Origin of the sequence: Algoriphagus sp. AK58 (assembly GCF_014324365.1) — a bacterium.
Taxonomy (GTDB): domain Bacteria; phylum Bacteroidota; class Bacteroidia; order Cytophagales; family Cyclobacteriaceae; genus Algoriphagus.
In genome coordinates this window covers 268,177-289,982 of record NZ_QEIG01000007.1, presented here as the reverse complement: position 1 = coordinate 289,982, position 21,806 = coordinate 268,177, and the positions used below count along the sequence as shown (strand labels likewise).

20 protein-coding genes are annotated in these 21,806 nt (G+C 43.4%); 5 read left to right on the top strand and 15 right to left on the bottom strand.

All coding sequences use genetic code 11. The annotated features are described in order from the left end of the window. Window positions 1–24: 24 nt before the first annotated feature. Window positions 25–465 (top strand): DUF1569 domain-containing protein, encoded by a 441-nt coding sequence (locus tag DDT91_RS06855; protein WP_187175405.1) that lies wholly within the window; start codon window positions 25–27, stop codon window positions 463–465. A gap of 20 nt (window positions 466–485) precedes the next feature. On the opposite strand, the gene DDT91_RS06850 is transcribed toward DDT91_RS06855, so the two are convergent. From DDT91_RS06850 to cmk, 9 genes are all read right to left on the bottom strand, one after another. Continuing rightward, window positions 486–1,043 carry a DUF502 domain-containing protein gene (locus DDT91_RS06850; protein WP_187175404.1) on the bottom strand — a complete coding sequence of 186 codons (558 nt, stop codon included), beginning with the start codon at window positions 1,041–1,043 and terminating at the stop codon, window positions 486–488. 81 nt (window positions 1,044–1,124) lie between these two features. Beyond that, complete coding sequence (locus DDT91_RS06845) at window positions 1,125–1,751, bottom strand: DUF1080 domain-containing protein (RefSeq protein WP_187175403.1); 627 nt, start codon at window positions 1,749–1,751, stop codon at window positions 1,125–1,127. Between the two features lie 122 nt (window positions 1,752–1,873). Continuing rightward, a complete protein-coding gene (gene nqrE, locus DDT91_RS06840; RefSeq protein WP_187175402.1) occupies window positions 1,874–2,485 on the bottom strand; it encodes an NADH:ubiquinone reductase (Na(+)-transporting) subunit E in 612 nt (203 codons plus the stop codon). Window positions 2,486–2,497: 12 nt separating this feature from the next. Continuing rightward, entirely contained in the window at window positions 2,498–3,181 is a 684-nt protein-coding gene (locus DDT91_RS06835) for an NADH:ubiquinone reductase (Na(+)-transporting) subunit D (RefSeq protein ID WP_187175401.1), read from the bottom strand. 28 nt (window positions 3,182–3,209) lie between these two features. Beyond that, window positions 3,210–3,959, bottom strand: a complete 750-nt coding sequence (gene nqrC, locus DDT91_RS06830) for an NADH:ubiquinone reductase (Na(+)-transporting) subunit C (RefSeq protein WP_187175400.1) — start codon at window positions 3,957–3,959, stop codon at window positions 3,210–3,212. Further along, window positions 3,946–5,145, bottom strand: a complete 1,200-nt coding sequence (locus DDT91_RS06825; RefSeq protein ID WP_187175399.1) for an NADH:ubiquinone reductase (Na(+)-transporting) subunit B — start codon at window positions 5,143–5,145, stop codon at window positions 3,946–3,948. Before DDT91_RS06825 ends, nqrC begins: the two co-directional genes overlap by 14 nt. A 3-nt stretch (window positions 5,146–5,148) precedes the next feature. Next, the gene (locus DDT91_RS06820) at window positions 5,149–6,498 is read right to left on the bottom strand and encodes a Na(+)-translocating NADH-quinone reductase subunit A (protein WP_187175398.1); all 1,350 of its coding nucleotides are present in this window, start codon (window positions 6,496–6,498) and stop codon (window positions 5,149–5,151) included. 132 nt (window positions 6,499–6,630) lie between these two features. Next, complete coding sequence (locus DDT91_RS06815; protein ID WP_187175397.1) at window positions 6,631–7,527, bottom strand: 4-hydroxy-3-methylbut-2-enyl diphosphate reductase; 897 nt, start codon at window positions 7,525–7,527, stop codon at window positions 6,631–6,633. Next, window positions 7,511–8,215, bottom strand: a complete 705-nt coding sequence (cmk, locus tag DDT91_RS06810; protein ID WP_187175396.1) for a (d)CMP kinase — start codon at window positions 8,213–8,215, stop codon at window positions 7,511–7,513. The genes DDT91_RS06815 and cmk overlap by 17 nt, the downstream gene beginning before the upstream one ends. A gap of 132 nt (window positions 8,216–8,347) precedes the next feature. On the opposite strand from cmk, the gene ade reads away from it, so the two are divergent. From ade to DDT91_RS06790, 4 genes are all read left to right on the top strand, one after another. Continuing rightward, the gene (gene ade / locus DDT91_RS06805) at window positions 8,348–9,973 is read left to right on the top strand and encodes an adenine deaminase (RefSeq protein WP_187175395.1); all 1,626 of its coding nucleotides are present in this window, start codon (window positions 8,348–8,350) and stop codon (window positions 9,971–9,973) included. A 152-nt stretch (window positions 9,974–10,125) separates the two neighbouring features. Further along, window positions 10,126–10,320, top strand: coding sequence for a hypothetical protein (locus DDT91_RS06800; protein WP_187175394.1), 195 nt, complete (start codon window positions 10,126–10,128; stop codon window positions 10,318–10,320). Between the two features lie 95 nt (window positions 10,321–10,415). Continuing rightward, window positions 10,416–11,615, top strand: a complete 1,200-nt coding sequence (locus tag DDT91_RS06795; RefSeq protein ID WP_370539295.1) for a DUF4221 family protein — start codon at window positions 10,416–10,418, stop codon at window positions 11,613–11,615. An 80-nt stretch (window positions 11,616–11,695) separates the two neighbouring features. After that, window positions 11,696–14,131: an MG2 domain-containing protein gene (locus DDT91_RS06790; RefSeq protein WP_187175392.1), complete on the top strand. Its 2,436-nt coding sequence runs from the start codon at window positions 11,696–11,698 to the stop codon at window positions 14,129–14,131. Between the two features lie 220 nt (window positions 14,132–14,351). Here the strand turns inward: DDT91_RS06790 and DDT91_RS06785 are convergent, their stop codons facing one another. The 6 genes from DDT91_RS06785 to dnaJ form a co-directional block, all read right to left on the bottom strand. Beyond that, window positions 14,352–15,932: a peptide chain release factor 3 gene (locus DDT91_RS06785; RefSeq protein ID WP_187175391.1), complete on the bottom strand. Its 1,581-nt coding sequence runs from the start codon at window positions 15,930–15,932 to the stop codon at window positions 14,352–14,354. Window positions 15,933–16,110: 178 nt separating this feature from the next. Beyond that, window positions 16,111–17,346, bottom strand: coding sequence for a HAMP domain-containing sensor histidine kinase (locus tag DDT91_RS06780; protein ID WP_187175390.1), 1,236 nt, complete (start codon window positions 17,344–17,346; stop codon window positions 16,111–16,113). A 176-nt stretch (window positions 17,347–17,522) separates the two neighbouring features. Further along, on the bottom strand, window positions 17,523–18,833 hold the full coding sequence (locus tag DDT91_RS06775; RefSeq protein WP_187175389.1) for an ABC transporter permease: 1,311 nt from the start codon (window positions 18,831–18,833) through the stop codon (window positions 17,523–17,525). After that, a complete protein-coding gene (locus DDT91_RS06770) occupies window positions 18,826–19,722 on the bottom strand; it encodes an ABC transporter ATP-binding protein (RefSeq protein WP_187175388.1) in 897 nt (298 codons plus the stop codon). Before DDT91_RS06770 ends, DDT91_RS06775 begins: the two co-directional genes overlap by 8 nt. Window positions 19,723–19,729: 7 nt before the next feature. Then, window positions 19,730–20,614, bottom strand: coding sequence for a hypothetical protein (locus DDT91_RS06765; RefSeq protein WP_187175387.1), 885 nt, complete (start codon window positions 20,612–20,614; stop codon window positions 19,730–19,732). Window positions 20,615–20,695: 81 nt separating this feature from the next. After that, the gene (dnaJ, locus tag DDT91_RS06760; RefSeq protein ID WP_187175386.1) at window positions 20,696–21,802 is read right to left on the bottom strand and encodes a molecular chaperone DnaJ; all 1,107 of its coding nucleotides are present in this window, start codon (window positions 21,800–21,802) and stop codon (window positions 20,696–20,698) included. Window positions 21,803–21,806 lie beyond the last annotated feature (4 nt).

The window sequence follows — 21,806 nt, the reverse complement described above, 5'->3', positions numbered from 1 at the left end:
TTTTGTCCCTTTATCCAAAAACCCATGAACATACAAACCATCCAATCCCGAATCGAAAAGTTGCAGGCAGATTCCCCAGCTCTGTTTGGAATCATGACAGCACAACACATGATTGAGCATTTGATTCTCACGGTCAAACTTTCCTACGGAAGAATTAAAATCCCGGATTTTGAACCCAACGAAAAGCAATTGGCCCAAAAGCAGGCATTACTGTTTTCCGACATGGAATTCCCAAAAGGAGTAAAGGCTCTGGGCTTGCCTGAAAGCCTAATGGAACTGAAATACGCAAATTTGGAGGAAGCGAAGGCTGAACTTTTGAAAAGTCTGAATGCGTACAACGCAGCGTTTCAAGAGAATTCCGAATTAAAAACTCTCCACCCCCGATTTGGGAAGCTTTCGCATGAGGAGTGGGAAAGATTTCATACCAAGCACTTTGATCACCATTTAGGTCAATTTGAAGTTTGAAAATTGGAATCAAAGAGCATTTAATGGTCCAAGGGAGAAACCCCTCCTGAAACCATAAATTTCATCACCTCAGAGCTTTTGATCCCTGTAAGCGGTTTGATCCTGTCCTTTTTCACCAAAAACACATTACCTGAGACATTGTAGCTATGGGGGAAATAAACAGCCACAAGATCATTTTCTTCTATCACGGCCATGTTATCTTGGGTAATAAAACCAAGTCTAAACATGGAGTCACTTATTTGAACCATAACAGGAGAACTGAACTTTTTCTTTTCCCCCACAAAAGCCCCCATCAAATCCTTGATACTGGTATATAAAAGGTTAACAAAGGGAATTTTGAAAACCGCCCGCTCAAACCATTCAAAAAAGGGCTTCGTAAAGAATAAACTTGCCAAATAGCCCACAAAGGTGATCAAGCCCAAGACCATCAAGATCCCAATCCCAGGAAAAGGAACAGGAATCAAACCATCCAAAAAGATAAAAATGGCATAAACCACATATCCAGTCACAGCCAAAGGTGTCAATACCAATAAGCCTCTAAGAAAATAAGCTAAAACTCGATGGTAGGTGTATCTCATATACCGGTTTAATTAATAGTACTCAAAAAAAATGCCCATTCAATAGATTGGGCATTTCTTAAGGTTTTACTGCTTAGAAAATCAATCCAAGATTTTCACTTTCACACTTCGGTAATAAATCACACTTTCGGGGTCATGTGCCTGAAGAGCGATGGTGCCTCGGTCAAATTTCTTTTCTCCCGCATTGGCTGGCCTGTTTTTATCTTCAGACTCGTCATATTCCATCACCACTTTATCATTAATCTTCACGGTGGCTTTATCTCCGTTGACGATAATATGATACGTGTACCATTCTCCATCGTTCACATAGACATCTTTTACATCATTGAAGGAATATAAACTTCCGGATTTTCTCCAGTCACCATGACTTTGGTTCACTTGGATTTCATAGCCCTTATTTGGCCATCCTTTGTCTTGATAGACGGTATGGATAAAAATACCGGAATTCGCCTTCGGCATGGTCTTGACCTCCACTTTCAATTCGAAATTTTTGAAATCATGATTTCCCACAGGTCCATCATAAAAAGCATGAGCCCTGGGTCCATCCACTTTGATGGTTTTGTCTACGACAGAAAAAGAAGAGGGATTTTCAGAAATCTTCCAGCCTTCAAGATTTTTTCCATTAAATAGCTCTACCCATTTTCCTTTTTGGGCATAACCCGATATAGAAAATGAGACAAAGAGGAGAAAAGCGAACAGTTTCTTCATGTGTTTTTGGGTTTGAGTTAAAGTAAAGTAAGATAAATAAGATTAGGTATTGTGCAATCACCGTAAATAGAAAAAGGCTCTGGAGAATGAACTCCAGAGCCTTTGATTTAGATAGGTTGATTTTAAAGGTCTATGCCCATGAAAGACATGAATGCAATACCCATCAAACCTGTTAAAAGCATGGTGATGCCAAGACCTTTTAGACCGTTTGGCACATGAGAATACTTCAAACGCTCTCTGATTGCAGCCAAAGCAACAATAGCAAGCATAAATCCCGTTCCTGATCCAAAACCATAAACTGCAGACTCTGCGAAAGTATAGTCTCTTTGAGCCATAAAGAGAGAACCACCCAAGATTGCACAGTTTACTGCAATCAATGGAAGGAAAATACCCAATTGTCCGTAAAGAGCAGGGGCGAATTTTTCAACCACCATCTCTACCAGCTGAACCATGGCAGCGATAATGGCAATAAACATGATGAATCGAAGGAATGAAAGATCCACCGAAGCCAAACTTGTATTAGCCCAAGTCAAAGCACCTTCTTTCAATACAAACTCATTCAAAAGCCAGTTCACTGGAGTAGTAACAGAAAGTACGAATACTACTGCAGCACCTAGACCAAGAGCAGTACTTACTTTTTTGGAAACGGCCAAAAAGGAACACATTCCAAGGAAGTAAGCGAAAATCATATTGTCGATAAAGATCGACCGAATACCTAAGCTGAATAATTCCATTTTAAATTCCTTTTAGTGTTCTACGTAGCCTGTTTTAGTTCTCTGTACCCAGATAATCAATCCTAGAATAATAAAAGCACCTACAGGAGTTACCATCAGACCATTGGTAGCCAATTTAAAATCAGGACCGAAAAGGCCGGACACATAGTCAAATACCGGTATTCCAAATACCGAACCTGAACCCCACAACTCACGGAAGAAGGCCACAGTCAGAATGATCCAAGAATATCCCAATGCTGAGCCCAGACCGTCAAGAACAGAGTCATAAGGCTTATTACCTAAAGCAAAGGCTTCCAGTCGACCCATTACAATACAGTTAGTAATGATCAAACCGATAAACACAGAAAGCTCCTTGTACATATCGTAAGCAAAAGCCTTCAAAACTTCGGAAACCAAGGTAACCAAGGTCGCAACGACTGCCAACTGCACAATAATACGAACCCGACTTGGGATGGTATTTCTCATGAGGGAGATCACAAAGTTGGACATGGCTACTACAAAGATTACAGATATGGCCATAACTAGAGTTGGCTTCATCTGAGTAGTTACTGCAAGGGCAGAACAAATCCCCAACACCTGAATGGTAATCGGGTTATCATCTACCAAAGGATCAGTGACCAGTTTCTTTCTGCGCTTGGAGAACAAAGGCTCTGCCGGCTTTTTCTCAATCGCTTTTTCTATTGTTTCAGTACTCATTTTTTAAATCCGTTGAGTTGAAAATAAATTAAAGACCGGCAACTGCCTGGTTTGAAGATTTGGATTTGATGTAAGCCTCATAGTGACCCAAATAGGCTTTCAACATATTGTTTACACCATTACCGGTAATCGTTGCTCCTGACATTCCGTCGACTTTGTGTAAATCTGAGGAATAATCCTTGCCTTCTCCCTTTTGCATTTGAACAGCCACAAGAGCGCCCGAGTCATCGAAGATTTTCTTACCCACATAGCGAGCTTGAACTTCTCCCTCAGTAATTCTTGCACCAAGACCTGGGGTCTCACTGGCATGAGCCAATGTAATACCTCCGATAGTATTCATGTCAGTCTCCAAGGCAATGTAACCCCAAATGGCATCCCATAGACCTGCTCCATAAAGTGGGAAAATATAGGATTCAATCGCTTCTGGTTTTCCTTCTGCATGAAACATGAATACCGGATATTGTCTCTTATCTGCAGGCTTCTTATAATCCTTGGCAATCTCCACTTTTTCAGCCTCTACACCGGAAATTTCTTTTCCGCTGATATCTACCACTGTAGAAGAAATTCGGGATGCATAAAACTCATTGATTTGCTGAGGAGTCATTTTATCAATCTCAGCAGCGTCAATCACAGCCCCAAGAATTTGTTTCTTCTTATCTAAAGCGATAGCCTCCTGCTGCAACGGACCCAAAACCTGGGATGTGCCAGAAAGGAGTAATCCTAGAACGATCGTCAAAATCGCCGAGAAGACGATAATGTATGTATTAGACTGTTGCACGTTGTAACCTCCTTGTTTTATTAGCTTTTACTACATAATAGTCAATCAATGGTGCCATCACGTTCATAAATAGAACAGCAAGCATAATTCCTTCCGGATAGGCTGGATTGGTCACACGGATGATTACAGTAAGCACACCGATCATGATTCCATAAATCCACTTTCCAACTTCAGTCTGAGCTGCGGAAACAGGGTCAGTAGCCATGAATACCACACCAAAGGCCAGACCTCCCATCACCAAGTGATAGTGTGCTGGCATTGCCATATATTCATTCACTGCAAGCGCATTCATCACAAGTCCCATCACATAAGCTCCTCCAAATCCACCTACGATAATTTTCCAGCTAGCCACACCTGTAGCCACCAAAATAACCGCTCCAATAAGGGCCATCAAGGTGGAAGTTTCACCAATCGAACCTGGAATCCATCCCATAAACATATTGAAGAAACTAAAGTCGGCCCCGAAAGAAGCATTGTGAGAATTAAGAGCATCCACTACAGGGGCTCCATCGATGCTGGCATTGTATGCCACACCAAGAGCTGTTGCTCCCGAAAAACCGTCAACCGCAGTTTTGTCGCCAAGGTAAGTCCAAACCTGGTCACCAGAAATCTGGGCTGGGTAGGCAAAGTACAAGAAAGCTCTGGCTGTCATCGCTACGTTGAGGATGTTCATACCCGTTCCTCCAAACACTTCTTTACCGATTACTACTGCAAAAATGGTGGCCAGAGCTACTTGCCAAAGTGGAATGTACGGAGGCATCACCAAGGCAATCAACATACCTGACACCAGATACCCTTCGGAAACAGGGTGATTACGGATGACACAGAAGGTAAATTCTGTAGCCAAACCCACTGCATAAGAAACGATCAGAATCGGAAGTACGGAAAGTGCCCCAAAGATCGCCTTGTCAACTAATGTTGCCTCCTCGCCTGAAGCGATGAAGTGTTGATGACCAATATTAAGAATACCAAACAATAAAGCTGGAATCATGGCAATCACTACTGTGATCATCACACGCTTTAGGTCAGTCGCATCTTTAATTTGAGCACCTTTTGACTTGGTGATCAAATCCGGAGCAAAAGCAATTGTTCTATGTCCCTCATACAGGGTGTGGAACTTTTCCCATTTGCCGCCCTTCTCAAAGTTTGGCTTTATGCTATCGAAGAGATTTTGTAATGCCTTCATATCTTAACTGTACATTAATAGTTCTATCCCGTGTCTTACCAACTCCTGCAAATCATTCTTTGAAGGGTCTACAAACTCACAAAGTGCAACGTCTTCCTCTACCAACTCATAGAGACCTAACTCTTCCATTTCGTCAAAATCCTCAGCTACAATCGCTTTGAATAGGTAAGTTGGAAGAATATCCATAGGCATTACTTTTTCAAAAACGCCAGTCACTACAAAAGGACGTTCTTCACCGTGGGTATTGGTGTCCACTTTGAATTCACCTTTGTTGAGGAAAGAAAGCATACCAATCGCTTTGTGGAAGCTCAACTTAGAAGAGCTTGGCTTCAGCCAACCCAAGAATTCTTCATAATCACCCTCTGGAATTACGGTAATCTGATTATGGTAGAATCCTAAGAATCCGTCCAAGTTCAACTTCTCTCCAGTCAATACGTTTCCTGAAATCACTCGAACATGGCCTGAGTTGAGGTTCCCTTTGACAAAAGAGGAAACATTAGCACCTACATAGGTCTTCACATATCCTGTTTTGGTCAGTTCAGAACCTGTCAAAGCGATCATTTTAGAAGCATCATAAACACCTTCCAGAACTGCTTTTCCAATTTGAACTACCCCTACAGGGCTTACTGTCCAGGCGATCTCGCCTTTGTTGATCGGATCCAAATGATGGATTTGAGTCCCTACGTTACCCGCTGGATGTGGACCGGAAAATTGGTTGATTTGGGCATTTTTCACTCCGGAGAACACTGCGGGAACGGGCTTGGATCCGTCCACATTCAGGTGAACTTTGCCTTTGGTCAATTTTGCCAATGCATCAATCCCAGCCTGGAAGTATTTTTCTTCACCTTTAAGGGTGTATCCAAAATCTGGCGCAAGCGGATGGGTATCAAAAGCAGAAATGAAAATAGCTTTTGGAGTATCAGCTGGATTGGCTACGATACCGAAAGGTCTTTGGATGATGTTTGGCCATACACCTGTAGATGCAAGCTTTAGAGCCAAGGCATCGCGATCCTGGTTGAGGTCAATTTTTCCAAAGTTTTCATGGGTGATCGTTTGGTCAGCCAAAATCTTGATTTCAAGGAGTTTTCTTTTCTCACCTCGCTTGACTTCTACGATTTCTCCGGATACCGGTGCTGCATAGATTACCTGATCCATGGCTTTGTCGATCAGGATGGGAGTACCGGCTTTGACCGTATCTCCTTCGTTGACAAGGACTTTGGGACGCTGAATCCCCGGAAAGTCCGTTGGCTTAATGGCGAAGGTCGTTGCCGCGGCGAGGTTGGCTGTCTCCAAAGGAGCCTTTCCAACCAGCTTCAGGTCGAAACCCTTCTTAAGCTTCACTATTTTAGACATATCTGTTTTTGAACTATGAGCTTTTGAAAAACGCCCCAAATCTAAAGAAAAACCTTTTGATATGGAGCTTATGTCACATTAATTGTTCGAACTTTTGATTAAGCGGACAGGCGGTGAAAATCAGGAAGGAATTTATGCCTGTAGCATGTTTTCTTCCATGGTCTCCACATAAGCTTTGACCTGCTCCATGAGCCACATGGGTGTGGAAGTGGCTCCACAGATCCCGACTCTATCTCCGGAATGAAACCACTCTGGGTCGAGCTCTGTTTCGTTTTCGATAAAATAACTTCTCGGGTTTTCGTTAAGACATACCTGATAGAGGGCTTTTCCATTGGAACTCTTCTTGCCTGAAACGAAAAGTATCACATCATTTTCCTGTGCAAATCGCTGTAGCTGAGGTTCTCTGTTGGATACTTGCCTGCAAATCGAATCATTGGCATTGAAGTCCAATTCGGTCAAATCCCCTTTGGCTTCCTTGATGCGATTTTCGATTTTTTTGGACAATTCATAAAAGCCCTTGGTGCTTTTGGTGGTCTGACTGAAAAGTGTTACGGGACGGTTATAATCAATCTTGTCCAAATCGGAGTCTTCCATGACAACAATGGCTTTTTCCAAGGTCTGTCCGGTCAGGCCTATTACCTCGGCGTGGCCTTTTTTGCCATAAATGACAATCTGACCGTTTTCTTTCTCCATTTTGTCAAAAGCATTTTTGACACGATGCTGCAGTTTCAATACCACTGGACAGGAAGCATCGATAAGTTCGATGTTGTTTTCAATGGCAGTTTTGTAGGTTTCCGGCGGTTCGCCATGAGCCCTGATCAAAACTTTGCAGTTGCTGAGCTCATGAAGCTGATCGCGGTCGATCACGACAAGCCCTTTTTCTCTCAGACGTTTGACCTCCATGTCGTTGTGAACTATGTCTCCCAAGCAGTAGAGGCGATCACTGTTTTCCATTTCATCCTCGGCCATTTTGATGGCAAACTCGACTCCGAAACAGTAGCCTGAATTTTTATCAATGGTTACCTGCATAATCCTTCTCTTTTTCAATAACCTCTTTTGCAAGCTCCACGATTCGGGCTACTTGCTCTGTAAAGGTCAAATTACTCGTATCTATTTCAACCGCATCGGGCATTTTGGTCAGGGGACTTTCTGCTCGCGATGAATCCACTCGGTCCCGCTCCGCCAAGTTGGTTTTGATTTCTTCCAGATCCACCAGTTCTCCTTTTTGCAAAAGCTCCTGCTGTCTTCTTGCTGCCCGGGTTTCTAAATCCGCGGTCATGAAAATTTTCAACTCCGCATCCGGGAATACTACCGAACCAATATCCCTACCATCCATGACTACACCCTTTTTCCTTCCCAATCGCTGCTGTTGGGCCACCAATTCTTTGCGAATCTCTTTAATCGTGGCTACCTCACTTACACGTTCAGAAACTCTCATGGTTCGGATCTCATCCTCCACATTAAGACCGTTGAGGTAAGTTTCCTGTTTTTGGGTGTCGGGATTGATCTGAAAGGAAATTTCCAGTGACTTCAACCCTTTCTCCACATCGTGGGGATTGGAGGGAGATAGAAAATGGTTTAAAAAATGTAACGTAGCGGCTCGATACATCGCTCCGGAATCAATGTAAGTAAATCCCAAATCCTTGGCTACTGCTTTTGCCGTCGAACTTTTCCCACATCCCGAATATCCATCTATGGCGATGACAATCTTACCCATCAAAAAAACCTGTCTTGGTTTACTGCTTAATTTTGGGCAAATATAGTAGTTTTAATCTTAAACCATCCCGAAAGACTCCCTAGGCTAAGCTTAAATAGCCTTGAAATTCACTGATTTTTATCAATACATTACATGAATATCCAAGCCAAGTTAGTTGACATCCCATCGAGAAAAATTTTCCCTGCAGAAATCACCATACAAGAGGGAAAAATCATGCAAATCCAAGAAATCCAACCCGATAAAGAACTCCCTTTTTTAATGCCGGGATTTATCGATGCCCACGTTCACGTGGAGTCTTCCATGCTGGTTCCTTCGGAATTTGCCCGCCTTGCGGTGGTGCATGGGACGGTCGCCACGATCTCAGACCCACACGAGATCGCTAATGTCTGCGGCATGCAGGGCGTGGAATACATGGTCGAAAACGGCAAACAGGTGCCTTTTCACTTTTTCTTCGGTGCTCCTTCCTGCGTGCCGGCCACTCCTTTTGAAACTGCCGGAGGAGAAATAAATGCTGCCGATATCGACAATCTAATGGCTCGACCTGAGATTCTTTACTTGGCCGAAATGATGAACTGGCCTGGAACTGTTAATCGGGATCCTATAGTCATGGAAAAAATCCGGATTGCTCAGAAATATACCAAACCCATCGATGGACACGCGCCCGGCCTGATGGGAGAACTGGCAAAAAAATATGTGTCCGCAGGGCCAAGCACGGATCACGAGTGCTTTACCTATGAAGAAGCTTTGGGTAAAATCAAACTCGGGATGAAAATCTCCATTCGGGAAGGTTCGGCCGCCAAAAACTTTGAAGCGCTGATCGATTTGATCGACGACTATCCCGAGATGATCATGTTTTGCTCCGACGACAAGCATCCCGACAATCTGGCCATCAGTCATATCAATGAACTCGCCGCCCGAGCAATTGCCAAGGGAAAAGACGTGTTTGACGTGCTGAGAGGAGCCTGCCTCAATCCCATTGCTCACTATTCCTTACCGGTGGGTCAAGTCCGGGAAGGGGATCCTGCGGATTTTATCCTGGTCAAGGATCTGGAACGGTTTGAAGTCCTCGCCACCTATATCAAAGGACAAAAAGTAGCTGAAAATGGAAAAACCCTTATTCCCCGGATCAAAAATGAGCTGATCAATAATTTCCACACCTCATCCAAAAAGCCGGAAGATTTTCGAATCTCTGCCTCCGGAACAAAAGTACGAGTCATCGAAGCCTTGGACGGACAGCTGATCACACCGGAGATCGAGGGAGAAATTTTGATCCGGGATGGCTTTGCGGAATCCAATCGGGATAAAAACATTCTGAAAATCACCGTGGTCAACCGCTATCAGGATGCAACTCCCTCGGTGGCTTTTATCAAAAACTTCGGGCTGAAAGCCGGAGCTATCGCTTCTTCAGTCGGACATGACTCCCACAATATCATTGCCGTGGGAATCGATGACGAGTCTATCAGCAGAGCGGTGAATCTCCTGATCGAAGCAAAAGGTGGGATTTCGGCAGTTTCGGGAGAAATGGAGGAAGTGCTCCCGCTACCTGTAGGAGGAATTATGTCACCGGAAGACGGCTATCAGGTGGCAGAAGCCTATACCCGAATCGACCGGATGGCCAAGGGAATGGGTTCTAGCCTGAATTCTCCCTTTATGACCCTGAGCTTTATGGCCTTGCTGGTGATTCCGGATTTGAAGCTGAGTGATAAGGGGTTATTTGATGGAAGGAGGTTTAGATTCATCAACGTATTTAAAGTATAATAAAATAATTTTTCGTTTTTTTTTTATAGAAACAGTTGGAAGCCTCTTCCCTTAATACTATTTTGCTAGTGATATTACTGAAAAACTGATTAAAGAGGGAAAGAATTCCTGCTTAATTCTAGTAAAACTCAATTTTTCTTAAAGTAACAAAGATGAATAAAGTAAAAATGCTTGTGCTTGGAGCTGCCTTGATCGAAGCCGGCACATTTGGAGTTTCCTATTTCGAGTCAAGTGATGTGGATGCCCAAGGTGGACCAATTGCACAATGTTTTTGGAATGGCGAAAACTGTTTTGATCCGATAGATCAGAATATGTGCATTTGCGAAGAAAAAGAGGAGGATAATTAAAACCTCACGCTTTTATTTAAGGCAATCCTATTTTAGAATTTAAAAAGGATTGCCTTTTCTAAATGTTTTAAGAACCTTAAAATCAAACGAAAGACGTGGTAAAAATATCGAGAAAAAAACTGTTGATTTTTACAAAGTACTTTTTCACTTTACCCATCCTAATTTTGACAATCGGTTTTTTGGCTGCTTGTAATGGGGGGAAAAATAATGACCAGTTTAGGGCTTATAAACATGATATTTTAGAAATCAAGCTTTCTGAGACCTTTGCACCTTCATCCAACAAACTTCAATATATCGATTCAGATTCGGGGGAATATCTAGCTACAGTTAACAAATCTTTGAGGAAGATTGAACTCTTATCCTTCAGTTTACTTTCATCAGTGCATCAGATTCATTTACCTCTCGATGGCCCAAATAAAATCGGGAGCGAAAATGGATTTCGAATCGTAAACCCAGATTGTGTCATCATCGCCACAATTCCCCCAGCCATCAAAATCATGGATTTCCAAGGGAACCTTAAAAAAACCATTCCTATCCGAGATCCTGAAAACAGGGTAAACTTTCTTACCTCGGATAACCGACTTCCATTTCTTTTTGGGGATAACTCAATTTATGGCGCGCAACCCTTTTTCAAAAATATGTATGAGATGTCCAAAGAGGACATTCAAACCTCAAAACATATCTATCGAGTGCAACTGGAAAATAACGAAGAAAAGATTGAATGGCTTCCTGCAAATCATCCAAATGATATTTGGGATAAAGGAAGAAAAAGTATGGAACTTACTTGGGCTAGCTTAGGTGACTCCATAATCGTGTCTCCTACTAGCGATCATAGACTTTGGGTTGTATCAAAAAAACGAGGAGAACTACTCAGTCATATGGAAGTAAAATCAAGATGGGTAAATAATTTTCCGATTTTAGATCAACTTCCATACGGAGATACAGGGATGATTAAGGCTCTTAATAATGACCGATACGAACTCCTTTTAGCAGACCCCTATCGAAATGTTTATTATAGGTTTTTTTTTCGGGGATTTGATTTAAAGGAATTTGAGGATGTCTCTGTTAGAGATCTTTTTGGAGATCGTCCTAAAATAGGCGTGATGGTAATAAATCAAAATCTTGAAATTTTAGGGGAACACCTTTTCGAAAACTTTCAAATCGAACCCTGGAACTATTTCGTCGGCAAAAAAGGGCTCTACCTGTCCACCAATAACCCAAACAGAGACAATTTTGATGAGAACTTTCTTCGCTATGACATCATCCGATTCGAGGGGCTGCAGTATGAAGATTGAGCGATCACACCTTTAAGTTTAATTTTCCGTTCGGAGAAAAACAAAGCCTCCAACCTAACAGAATAAACCCAAGCTACATTTTGCCTCAATTTAAAGTCAGAAAATACTTCTCAATCCTTTTTTCAGGAGTTTTAGCCGTTTTCCTTTTTTCATTCACCTTCATCAGTGACCCCTTACCCAGGATTATTGCTTCCTTCCAACGATACCTTGCCGAGCTGCCTGAGGAAAAAATCTATCTCCATCAAGACCGGGAGACCTATACTTCGGGCGAAACGATTTGGTTCAAAGCTTACCTGACCCAAGGACCTTTTCACCTTCCCTCTACGCTTAGCAGCACAATCTATGTCGAATTGATCGATGCTCAAAATCAACTCATCCAAAAGGAAATCATCTATTCGCCGGATGGCTTTGGCAGCGGCCAACTTCCTCTACCTGATTCCTTGCAATCGGGCACTTACCTCCTGAGAGCTTATACCCAATGGATGAAAAACTTTGGCGAGGAATATTTCTTTCAGCGCCCCATCAACGTTCTTTCCGAATTTTCTTCTCCCCGTCCACACGCTCAAACAGTCCCCGAACTTGATCTCCAATTTTTCCCGGAAGGGGGAAATCTGGTACAGGGAATCCTAAGCAAAGTCGCCTTCAAAGCCTTGGATTCAAATGGCTTGGGCAAGAAAGTCAAAGGAAAAATCTTTGAAGGAACTCGGGAAATTGGATCATTCGAAAGCAATGATTTAGGTATGGGTGTATTCGCCTTATTGCCTGAAAAGGGAAAAACCTACACTGTCCAAATCGAAGGGGATGATCAAACCTTCCCTTTGCCGGCACCACTAGAATCAGGACTGATCATGGCTGTGACCATTTCCCCAAAATCTGATGAAGTGGTCATCAAGTTTTTGACTACGGGAAAGTCTCCCGGAAAATCCGTTTTTCTGGTGGCTCAAAGCCGCGGGCTGGTTTGTGCTACGGGACAAGTGGATCTTTCCAATCAAGTCGCTTTTGTCCGAATCCCGAAAAAGGAATTCCCAACCGGAATCGCCCAGTTAGCTGCCTTAGATGAAAATGGGGTTCCTCTGGCGGAGCGGCTTATTTTTATCGATCACCAAGATCATTTACAGATCAAAATCACCACTGACAAGGCTACCTATCAGCCCCGAGAACGGGTACGACTGGACATCGAGGCAAAAACCAAGGAGGGCAAACCCGCCATCGCCAATCTTTCACTCAGTGTGGTGGATGCGGAACAGTTGGAAAAATCTGAACATGGAACCTCCATCCTCACTCACCTCTTACTTACTTCCGATCTCAAGGGACACATCGAAGAACCCGGCTATTATTTCAATACCAAAAACTCCGATCGGGAAGAAGCCTTGGATTATTTGATGCTCACGCAAGGCTGGCGAAAATACACCATAAAGGAGGCCTTGACGGGGACTCTTCCAGAGGCAAAATTCCCGAAAGAGCAGGGAATTACCATTCATGGAACCCTTAAAAATACAAAAACAGGCCAAGCAGAGGCAGGAGGAACGATTTCCTTTCTGTCTCTCTATCCGGTAATTTCCTCGGAAAAAACGGTTACTGACACAAATGGAAAGTTTGAGTTGCGGGATCTTATCTTTTTTGACTCCACAGGAGTAATACTGGAGGGAAAATCGAAAAACAACCGAACGGACTTAGAGATCCTGTTGGAAAATGACGCTAAAAGGCCTTCTTCTGCGGCTTGGAACCCAAATCGATGGCTTGGAAATACAGCTTCTGAGCAAAAATTCATTTCCGAATCCACACTTAGAAAAAATATCAACCGGGCCTTCGATCTCGACACGACAGCACTTGTCCTGGATGGAGTGGAAATTCGGGGCAGAAAAATAGAGGAACCGAACTTAGGCCCACGAATCTATGGCAGCGGTACAGTCAACATGCAGGTAGCCGGAAATCCCGCTTTGGAAAATCTATTTCACCCGCTGGATCTGATCAAAGGCCGGGTGGCAGGGGTGTTAGTGATCGGTGATGACGTATTCATTCAGGGTATTAGCTCGATCAACAGTTCATCCGCCCCATTAATCTTGGTGGATGACATACCTATACAGCCGGAGTTTTTACATACCATTCCCGTGCAGGAGATTGAGCGGTATTCGGTATGGAAAGGTGCCGATACCGCCATTTTCGGAGCTAGGGGAGCCAATGGAGCAATTGCTTTTTATACCAAAAAAGGAAACTCCTCAGACAAACTAAATACTCAGCCTTCACGAAAGCCCAATCCTGTCGGACTGAGAGGGTATCAGATTGAGCGGGAATTCTACTCTCCTCGCTATCTCCCAGAAGATCCTCCATCACCCAAACCAGATCGAAGAGTGACGCTCCATTGGGCACCCATGATCCAAACCGACTCACTCGGCAAGGCGACTGTTATTTTTTACAATTCAGACTTGGAAACTACGGTCAAGGCAGAAGTCGAAGGAATAAGTCAGGAGGGGAAAGCGGGAAGTTCCCAATTTCTCTATCAGGTAAAAAAGTAAACTGAATCAGGCGGTATCAGTCCAAGTTCAGACAGATCGCTGTGAGCTAAAAACTGGAAAAATATGGAATTGGATTCCATATTTTTCCAGTTTTTGACATTTAACTTACTGTAAACCAATGATTAAAAAATTCCAGCTCCGATAGGAATCGGAGAAGAAGCAGGACTAACGAGAAAAATAAACCCTCCAAGGGTTCAGAACCTTTGGAGGGTTGAGAACACTAAAACTCCGAAGTAAAATGGAATTCGATCTCAGGGTAGTTGTCCTGCACCATTTGTAGCCAAGATTTGGACTCGGCCATAAAGACCAGCTTGTCATCTTTGTCCCGAGCGATGTAGCGGTTCTTTGAACGCACAAATTCATCCAATTGCTTTTTGTCCTTGCAGCTGATCCAGCAGGCCTTGTAGAGGTTCATCGGATGAAACTCCACGGTGGCATTGTATTCGTTTTTCAATCGGAACTGAATTACTTCAAACTGAAGTTGACCAACCGTGCCGACAACTTTCCGCTGTCCCATTTCGAACGTAAAAAGCTGCGCCACGCCTTCTTCCATCAATTGCTTCAGCCCTTTTTCCAATTGCTTGGTCTTCATTGCATCCTTATTGACCACTTCGCGGAAGATCTCCGGAGAAAAGCTCGGAATCCCGGTGAACACCATGTTTTCCCCTTCAGTCAAGGTGTCACCGATTTTCAGGTTTCCGGTATCGTAAAGTCCGACAATATCACCCGGAAATGCCTCATCGATGATTTCCTTGTCTTGGGCCATAAACTGGGTCACGTTGGAAAAACGAAGCGGCTTGGGTCCACGGACATGGTTGTAAGGCTTGTTCCGCTCAAATTTCCCCGAGCAGATTCGTAAGAAGGCGATGCGGTTTCGGTGATTGGGATCCATGTTGGCGTGGATCTTAAAGACAAAGCCGGAAAATTTAGGCTCATCAGGCTTCACCTCACGGACATCGGTTTCTCTGCTTTTTGGCGAGGGGGCAATCTTAATAAACGTGTCCAGCATTTCATTCACCCCGAAATTATTTACCGCCGAACCGAAAAACACAGGAGCGATTTTCCCTTCCAAATAATCCTTTACATCAAAATCCGGATAGACCCCTTCGATCAGATCCACGTCTTCCCTGAGTTGAGTAGCATTTCCGGGTCCGATTAAGGCATCCAACTGCGGATCATCCAAGTTTTCGAATACCTGGCGGTCGTCGCTGAGCTTACGCTGGGAAGGAGTAAAGAGATTAAGCTTTTTCTCATATAGATTATACACCCCTTTAAAGCCTTTTCCCATCCCGATTGGCCAGGAAAGCGGACGAACTTTGATATTCAATTTTTCCTCTACTTCGTCAAGCAAATCGTATGGATCACGACCTTCCCGATCAAGTTTGTTGATAAAGCAAATCACAGGAGTATTGCGCATGCGGCAGACCTCCATGAGCTTTTCGGTCTGGATCTCGACCCCTTTCACGCAGTCGATGACCATGATAACGGAATCCACAGCAGTCAAGGTACGGTAGGTATCTTCAGCAAAGTCCTGGTGACCCGGGGTATCGAGTAGGTTGATTTTGACATCCTTGTATTCAAAACCCATGACCGAAGTTGCCACGGAAATACCCCGTTGCTTTTCGATTTCCATCCAATCGGATTTGGTAGCTGTGTCAATTTTGTTGGACTTGACCGCTCCAGCTGTCTGAATTGCGCCACCAAAAAGGAGCAACTTTTCTGTCAAAGTGGTCTTTCCCGCATCCGGGTGGGCAATAATGGCAAACGTTCTCCGCTTTTTGATTTCCTCGGTCAAACTCATGGGTAGTAAAATTCAGGGGGCAAAGGTAAGAAAAATGAACGAATGGAATTTTAATTCTCCCATTCACAACTTCGCTATTCGATGTTCGGCCTTCGATATTCAAAATTGAATGAAAAAAATATCGAACATCGAAAGAAGAATTTCGAATGACGAAGTTTCTTGCAGACTTCGTTCTCCTTCAGTATTCCAAAATCCCCTCGGTAATAAACTGCGAAGCATCCTCGAGATTGCCCAATAGCATAATCCGGAACGTCGTGCCTTTGCCGACTTCAGAGTTTTTGACAAAAATCTTCCCTCCATGGTAGCCTTCTACGATGCGTTTGGCCAAGGTCAAGCCCAAGCCCCAACCTCGCTGACGGGTAGAAAAACCAGGGTTGAAAACTTTCCGAAAGTTCTTTTTCTCGATTCCTTTCCCAGTATCGGTGATATCCACTATCACATATTTATCGCTGTCCTGAAGGATGTCGATGGTAATCGTGCCTTTCCCCTTCATGGCATCGACTGCATTTTTGCAGATATTTTCCACTACCCATTCAAAGAGCGGCTTGTTCATCATGGCATCCAAATCCTTGGAATCTGAATTGATAAACATATCCACCTTGGTTGAAATTCTCGGTCGCAAGTAGGTGATGGTTTCTTCGATGACTTGGTACAGATTTTCAGGCTGAATGACTGGTTTACTCCCGATACTGCTAAAACGCTCGGTCACCATTCGGAGCTTGACCACATCCTTATCCATTTCCTGGATGATTTCCTTGTTTTCTTCCCACACGGGAGAATTTCTCAAGTAATCAATCCAGGCCATCAGGGAAGCGATTGGCGTCCCGAGTTGATGGGCTGTCTCTTTGGTCAACCCAGCCCAAACGCGGTTTTGCTCGGCAATTTTACTTTGATTGAAAAGTGCATAGGCCAATGCTCCAAAAAGCAAAATCACAGCAAGCTGGATATAGGGATAATAGCGAAGATTGGTGAGTAGCTCAGAATTGCGATAAAAAACCCGGATATCGGCTTCCTGAAGGTAAATCGGCTCATATTCCTCCTGCATCTCGAGCAGTTCCCGATCCAGAGTTTTAGCAGAATCCGCCTGATTGGCATTCTTTTTAAACTTGATATTTCGAAATTCAATCGGCTCTCCGGATGCATCCACCATGATGATGGGGATGGAATAATTTTGCTGGATAATTTCCTGATTGATAAACGTGAGATTTTCAGAGGTAGTAGCAGCGTACTCCAGGGCTGAGGACAAAAGATGAATCTGTCGCCTTTCCCTCTCTCTTAGTTCATCCACCAATAGATTGGTGTACCAAATCGACCCCGAACCAATCAGAATGGACACCAAAAAAACCAGCCATTTGACCTGTTTTTTGTTTTGATAAAAGTCGATCGAGGTCAGATCCTGAAACCTATTTTTCATCCGCGAAGGGGTGTGCTTACTGAGTAAGTAACTCCAGACTAATAAGATTTAGTATACCGAATAGATGTTTTGAAGAGCGATACATTTATTCAGACCTAAGAAAATTAGACCAAATAGCTTTGGAAAAAAAATGTCGCTGAAAAATCTACTTTTTAAATCCAAATTCTTCTATCCAATCATTGGCTGGACCTGATCCATTTCCAAAGGATTTTATAGGTTGGTTTGGTGCCATGCATCAAAATTCCGATTCTGTAAATTTTTCCTGCCAACCAAGTGGTAAACAGAAATCCAAGAATCAATAAACCTATGGACAAGGTCAATTCCCAAAATGGAACTCCATAACTGATACGTCCCATCATCGCAATGGGAGATGTCAATGGAATCACGGAAAGCCAAAAAGAAGTAGTGGAATTAGGTTCTTGAAGTACAAAAACAAACAAGCCCATGTAGGCCACAATCAGCGGAATGGTAATGGGAAACATAAACTGCTGCGCATCCGAAGGCGCATCGACAGCAGAACCCACGGCCGCAAACAAGGCCCCATACAAAAGGTAACCTCCCAGAAAATAAATGATAAAACTTACCACGATTGCCACAAAATCAATCCCCTGGATGACCATCAGAATATCTGCGAGTTCACTGCTGTCAGGTGTGGCTTGTGCCATCTCCGGACTGGCCAGTTCCATCGCCTGCTGCTGAGGCATCTGCATGCCTAAGACTCCCGTCACGAGAGTAGTCAGCGTTCCGATCAAAACCACCCAAATCAGAAACTGGGTCAATCCCACCGCGCCTATTCCCACGATTTTGCCCATCATCAACTGAAAAGGCTTCAGTGAAGACACCAAAATCTCGACAATCCGGCTGGATTTCTCTTCAATTACACCTTGCATAATCTGATTGCCGTAGACAAAAATGAAGATATAAATCAAAATCCCCGCTAAAAATCCTATGGCATAGTTGACGGTGGCATCATTGATCTTTTCTTCTCCGGACTCTCCCAAGGTAACTGACTGAATGGAAACCTGAGTCCTGATTTCTTTTAATATGGAAGGATCGATACCTTTTTCGTAGAGCCGTTGATCTTCAATTTTCCGCTTGAGTGAAGACTCCAAGTAGCCCATCAGACTCATGCTCGGATTCTCGATCCCGTAATATTGGATACCTTTTGGATTGGTAAGATTAATTTTCGGAATATACAAAAAACCATATCGCTCTCCCTGCTGAACCATTTTCTTGGCTTCTTCAGGATCATTTACTGAGGAGGTAAAGGCATATTGCTCGGAACTTTCCATGAAAAACAAATCCGTCTCATCGATCACTTCGATGATGCGTAAGGATTGATTTTCCTTTTCCGAAACTGCTATCCAAACAAATACCCCCATGATTGCAGGGAAAATGAGGGGAGTAAGCAGAGTAGCTATCAAAAATGATTTCTTTTTGACCCTAGCCAAATATTCCCTCTGAATGACCAAGAAAATCTTATTCATAGCTAGTTCCTTTTACCTGGTGAATAAAAATCTCCTCCATGGAAGGAATCTGCTCCTTAAATTCCAGGACTTCTCCATATTCCATCAATTCTTTCAACGCCTGATTGGGAGTACGACCATTCAGTGACAAAGAGAAGTGAAATAGACCATCTTCCGATTTCAGAACCTGCCAATCATAGGGCAGATCTGCTGAGAGTTGAGTGAGAACAACCGAGAACACTTCGGGGCGGAAACTATTTTTGACTTCCCGGATTGTCCCATCAAGAATTTTCCTGGATTTATTGATCATGGCCACGTGATCACAGAGTAATTCAACCGACTCCATTCGATGGGTGCTGAGAATCACCGTGGTTCCCTTGGCTTTCAATTCCAGGATTTCATTTTTTATAATCTCAGCATTGACAGGATCAAAGCCGGAAAAAGGTTCATCTAAAATCAATAAGCCCGGTTCATGGATTACTGTAGAGATAAACTGGACTTTTTGAGCCATGCCTTTGGAAAGATCTTCGACCTTCTTTTCTCTCCATCCTGCAATTTCCAACTTATCCAGCCAGCTTTTGACTTTTTGCTTGGCCTCCGATGACTCCAGTCCCTTAAGTCTTGCAAAATAGATCAGCTGATCCCAAACCGTCATCTTTTTATACAGCCCTCGCTCTTCCGGCAGATAACCTATCTTACGGATGTCATCCGGGGAAAGCGTTTTGCCATCAATCTCTACCGACCCACTGTCTTGCTCAATGATTTGATTGATTATTCGAATAAGAGTGGTCTTTCCAGCACCATTGGGCCCCAAGAGTCCAAAAATAACTCCTTTTGGTACCACTAAATCCACATCGGTCAATGCACGGTGATTAGAGTAAGCTTTATTGAGCTTAGTTATTTTCAGCATCTCTTTTCTATTGCACAGTGATTGAACCTACGCCCACATCAATTATTAAGTCTAAAAGTTTGGGATCTGAAGAACTAAAGCCTTTAGTCACATAAGTTTCTTTATCTATTGCCCTAAGATAATTGGGCAATGTCATTCGACTCATTGGGGTGGTTTTCATTTTCAGTTTGACTGGATTTGAATCTGGGGGAAGCTTCAAATTGACCGTCCCTCCTCCCACTGCGGCAATAACCTGGCAACCGGAAGGCATACCTGAACTGAAATTCAGGTCGATTTTTCCATAATTCACCTCCAGAATGATCTTTTTGGAATTAGTGAAATTGGCATTCTGAACTTCTACCTTACCCATATTCAAAGTGACCAGAAGGGTATCCATTGTCACTTGATTGGGTACTTCTGTTCCATACCGAATGACCACATCTGCACTGGCGCTTTTCACTTTCATTTTTGAGATTGGAACTTGTGACAAATCAAAGTCAGCCGAACCCATACCCAAATTGAAATCCAAATCATACAAATAATTACTGACCAAACCTATATCCCAGGAATGTTCAAAGTCGGTCTCAGAAAAAAACAACTTGGAAGTGATGTTCTTTCCTAAATTATCGGATTCTACATTCTTATGAATCAAGGAAGCATCCAGGATATTCTTCCGAACAGTATACTTAAAATCCGGAAGAATATTTGATTTTGCCAAATGCCCATGGATATAAATAGGATCTTGAGCCTTGACTCTTTTGAGTTGGGTAATGCTTTTGTAAGTGGTGAAATGCAGGTGCACTAAATCCAGATCAGGATTTCCCGACACCTTATATTCCTTTACAAATTGCGCCTTGCCGGGTATAGTCCCTACCACGATCCAAAAAAGAAGCAGACACAGTTTTTTCAGCATACGGTAAGGTTACGGGGCGACTTTGAAAAGGTTTGTGAAAAATATAAAAAAAGCCAGATACAAGTCTGGCTTTACAAAGTTTTAGAAAAATTCCTTCATTTTATCAAAGAAGGACTTCTCTTGCTTACCGGGATCCGGCTTGAAATTATCCGAATTCTTAAGTCCTTCTAAGATGGATCTTTCTTCTCGGGACAGTTGGGTAGGAGTCCAAACATTGACCATGATCAACTGGTCTCCTCGGTTATAACCATTGATATCTTTTATCCCTTTACCTTTCAGTCTGAGCATTTTCCCACTTTGGGTTCCAGGATCGATTTTTATTTTGACTTTTCCGTCAATCGTTGGCACTTCTACAGAATCTCCCAAAGCAGCCTGAATAAAGGAAATGTGGAGATCATAGATGACGTTGTTTCCTTCTCTTTGGAAAACATTCTCTTCCGCTTCCTCGATGACAATAAGTAGATCTCCAGGGATACCACCCGGTGTTTCATTCCCCTTACCGGACATGCTGAGTTGCATCCCTTCTCCCACGCCACCGGGAATATTGATGGAGATCACTTCCTCCTTGACGATAAGTCCCCTGGAGTCCGCTTCAGCAGGCTTTTTGTCGACAATTTGACCTGCCCCTCCACAGACTGCACAGGTGCTGGCCGAAACCATTTGTCCAAGCATGGTATTTACTACCTTTTTTACCTGGCCGGTTCCCTGACAGGCAGAGCAGGACTTGAAGGTCACGCCGGGAGCAACCACATGCCGCTTGACTTTAATCTTCTTTTCTACGCCGTTGGCTATTTCCTGAAGGTTAAGCTTAAGCTTTACACGAAGGTTTGTTCCTTTTTTGGTTCTTCGGCCTCCACCGCCTCCGCCAAAAAATGAACCAAACCCTCCGCCTCCGAAAATATCCCCGAATTGGGAGAAGATATCTTCCATGTTCATCCCTCCCCCGCCAAATCCTCCGTTACCTCCCAGACCTTGGTGACCAAACTGGTCATAACGAGCCTTTTTTTCCGGATTGCTCAGTACTTCATAGGCTTCAGCTGCTTCTTTGAATTTCTCCTCAGCTTCTGGATTATCAGGATTTTTATCAGGATGGTACTGAATGGCAAGCTTTCGGTACGCCTTTTTGATTTCGTCCGCACTTGCTGATTTGGAAACTCCAAGTACCTCGTAATAGTCTCTTTTTGCCATATGC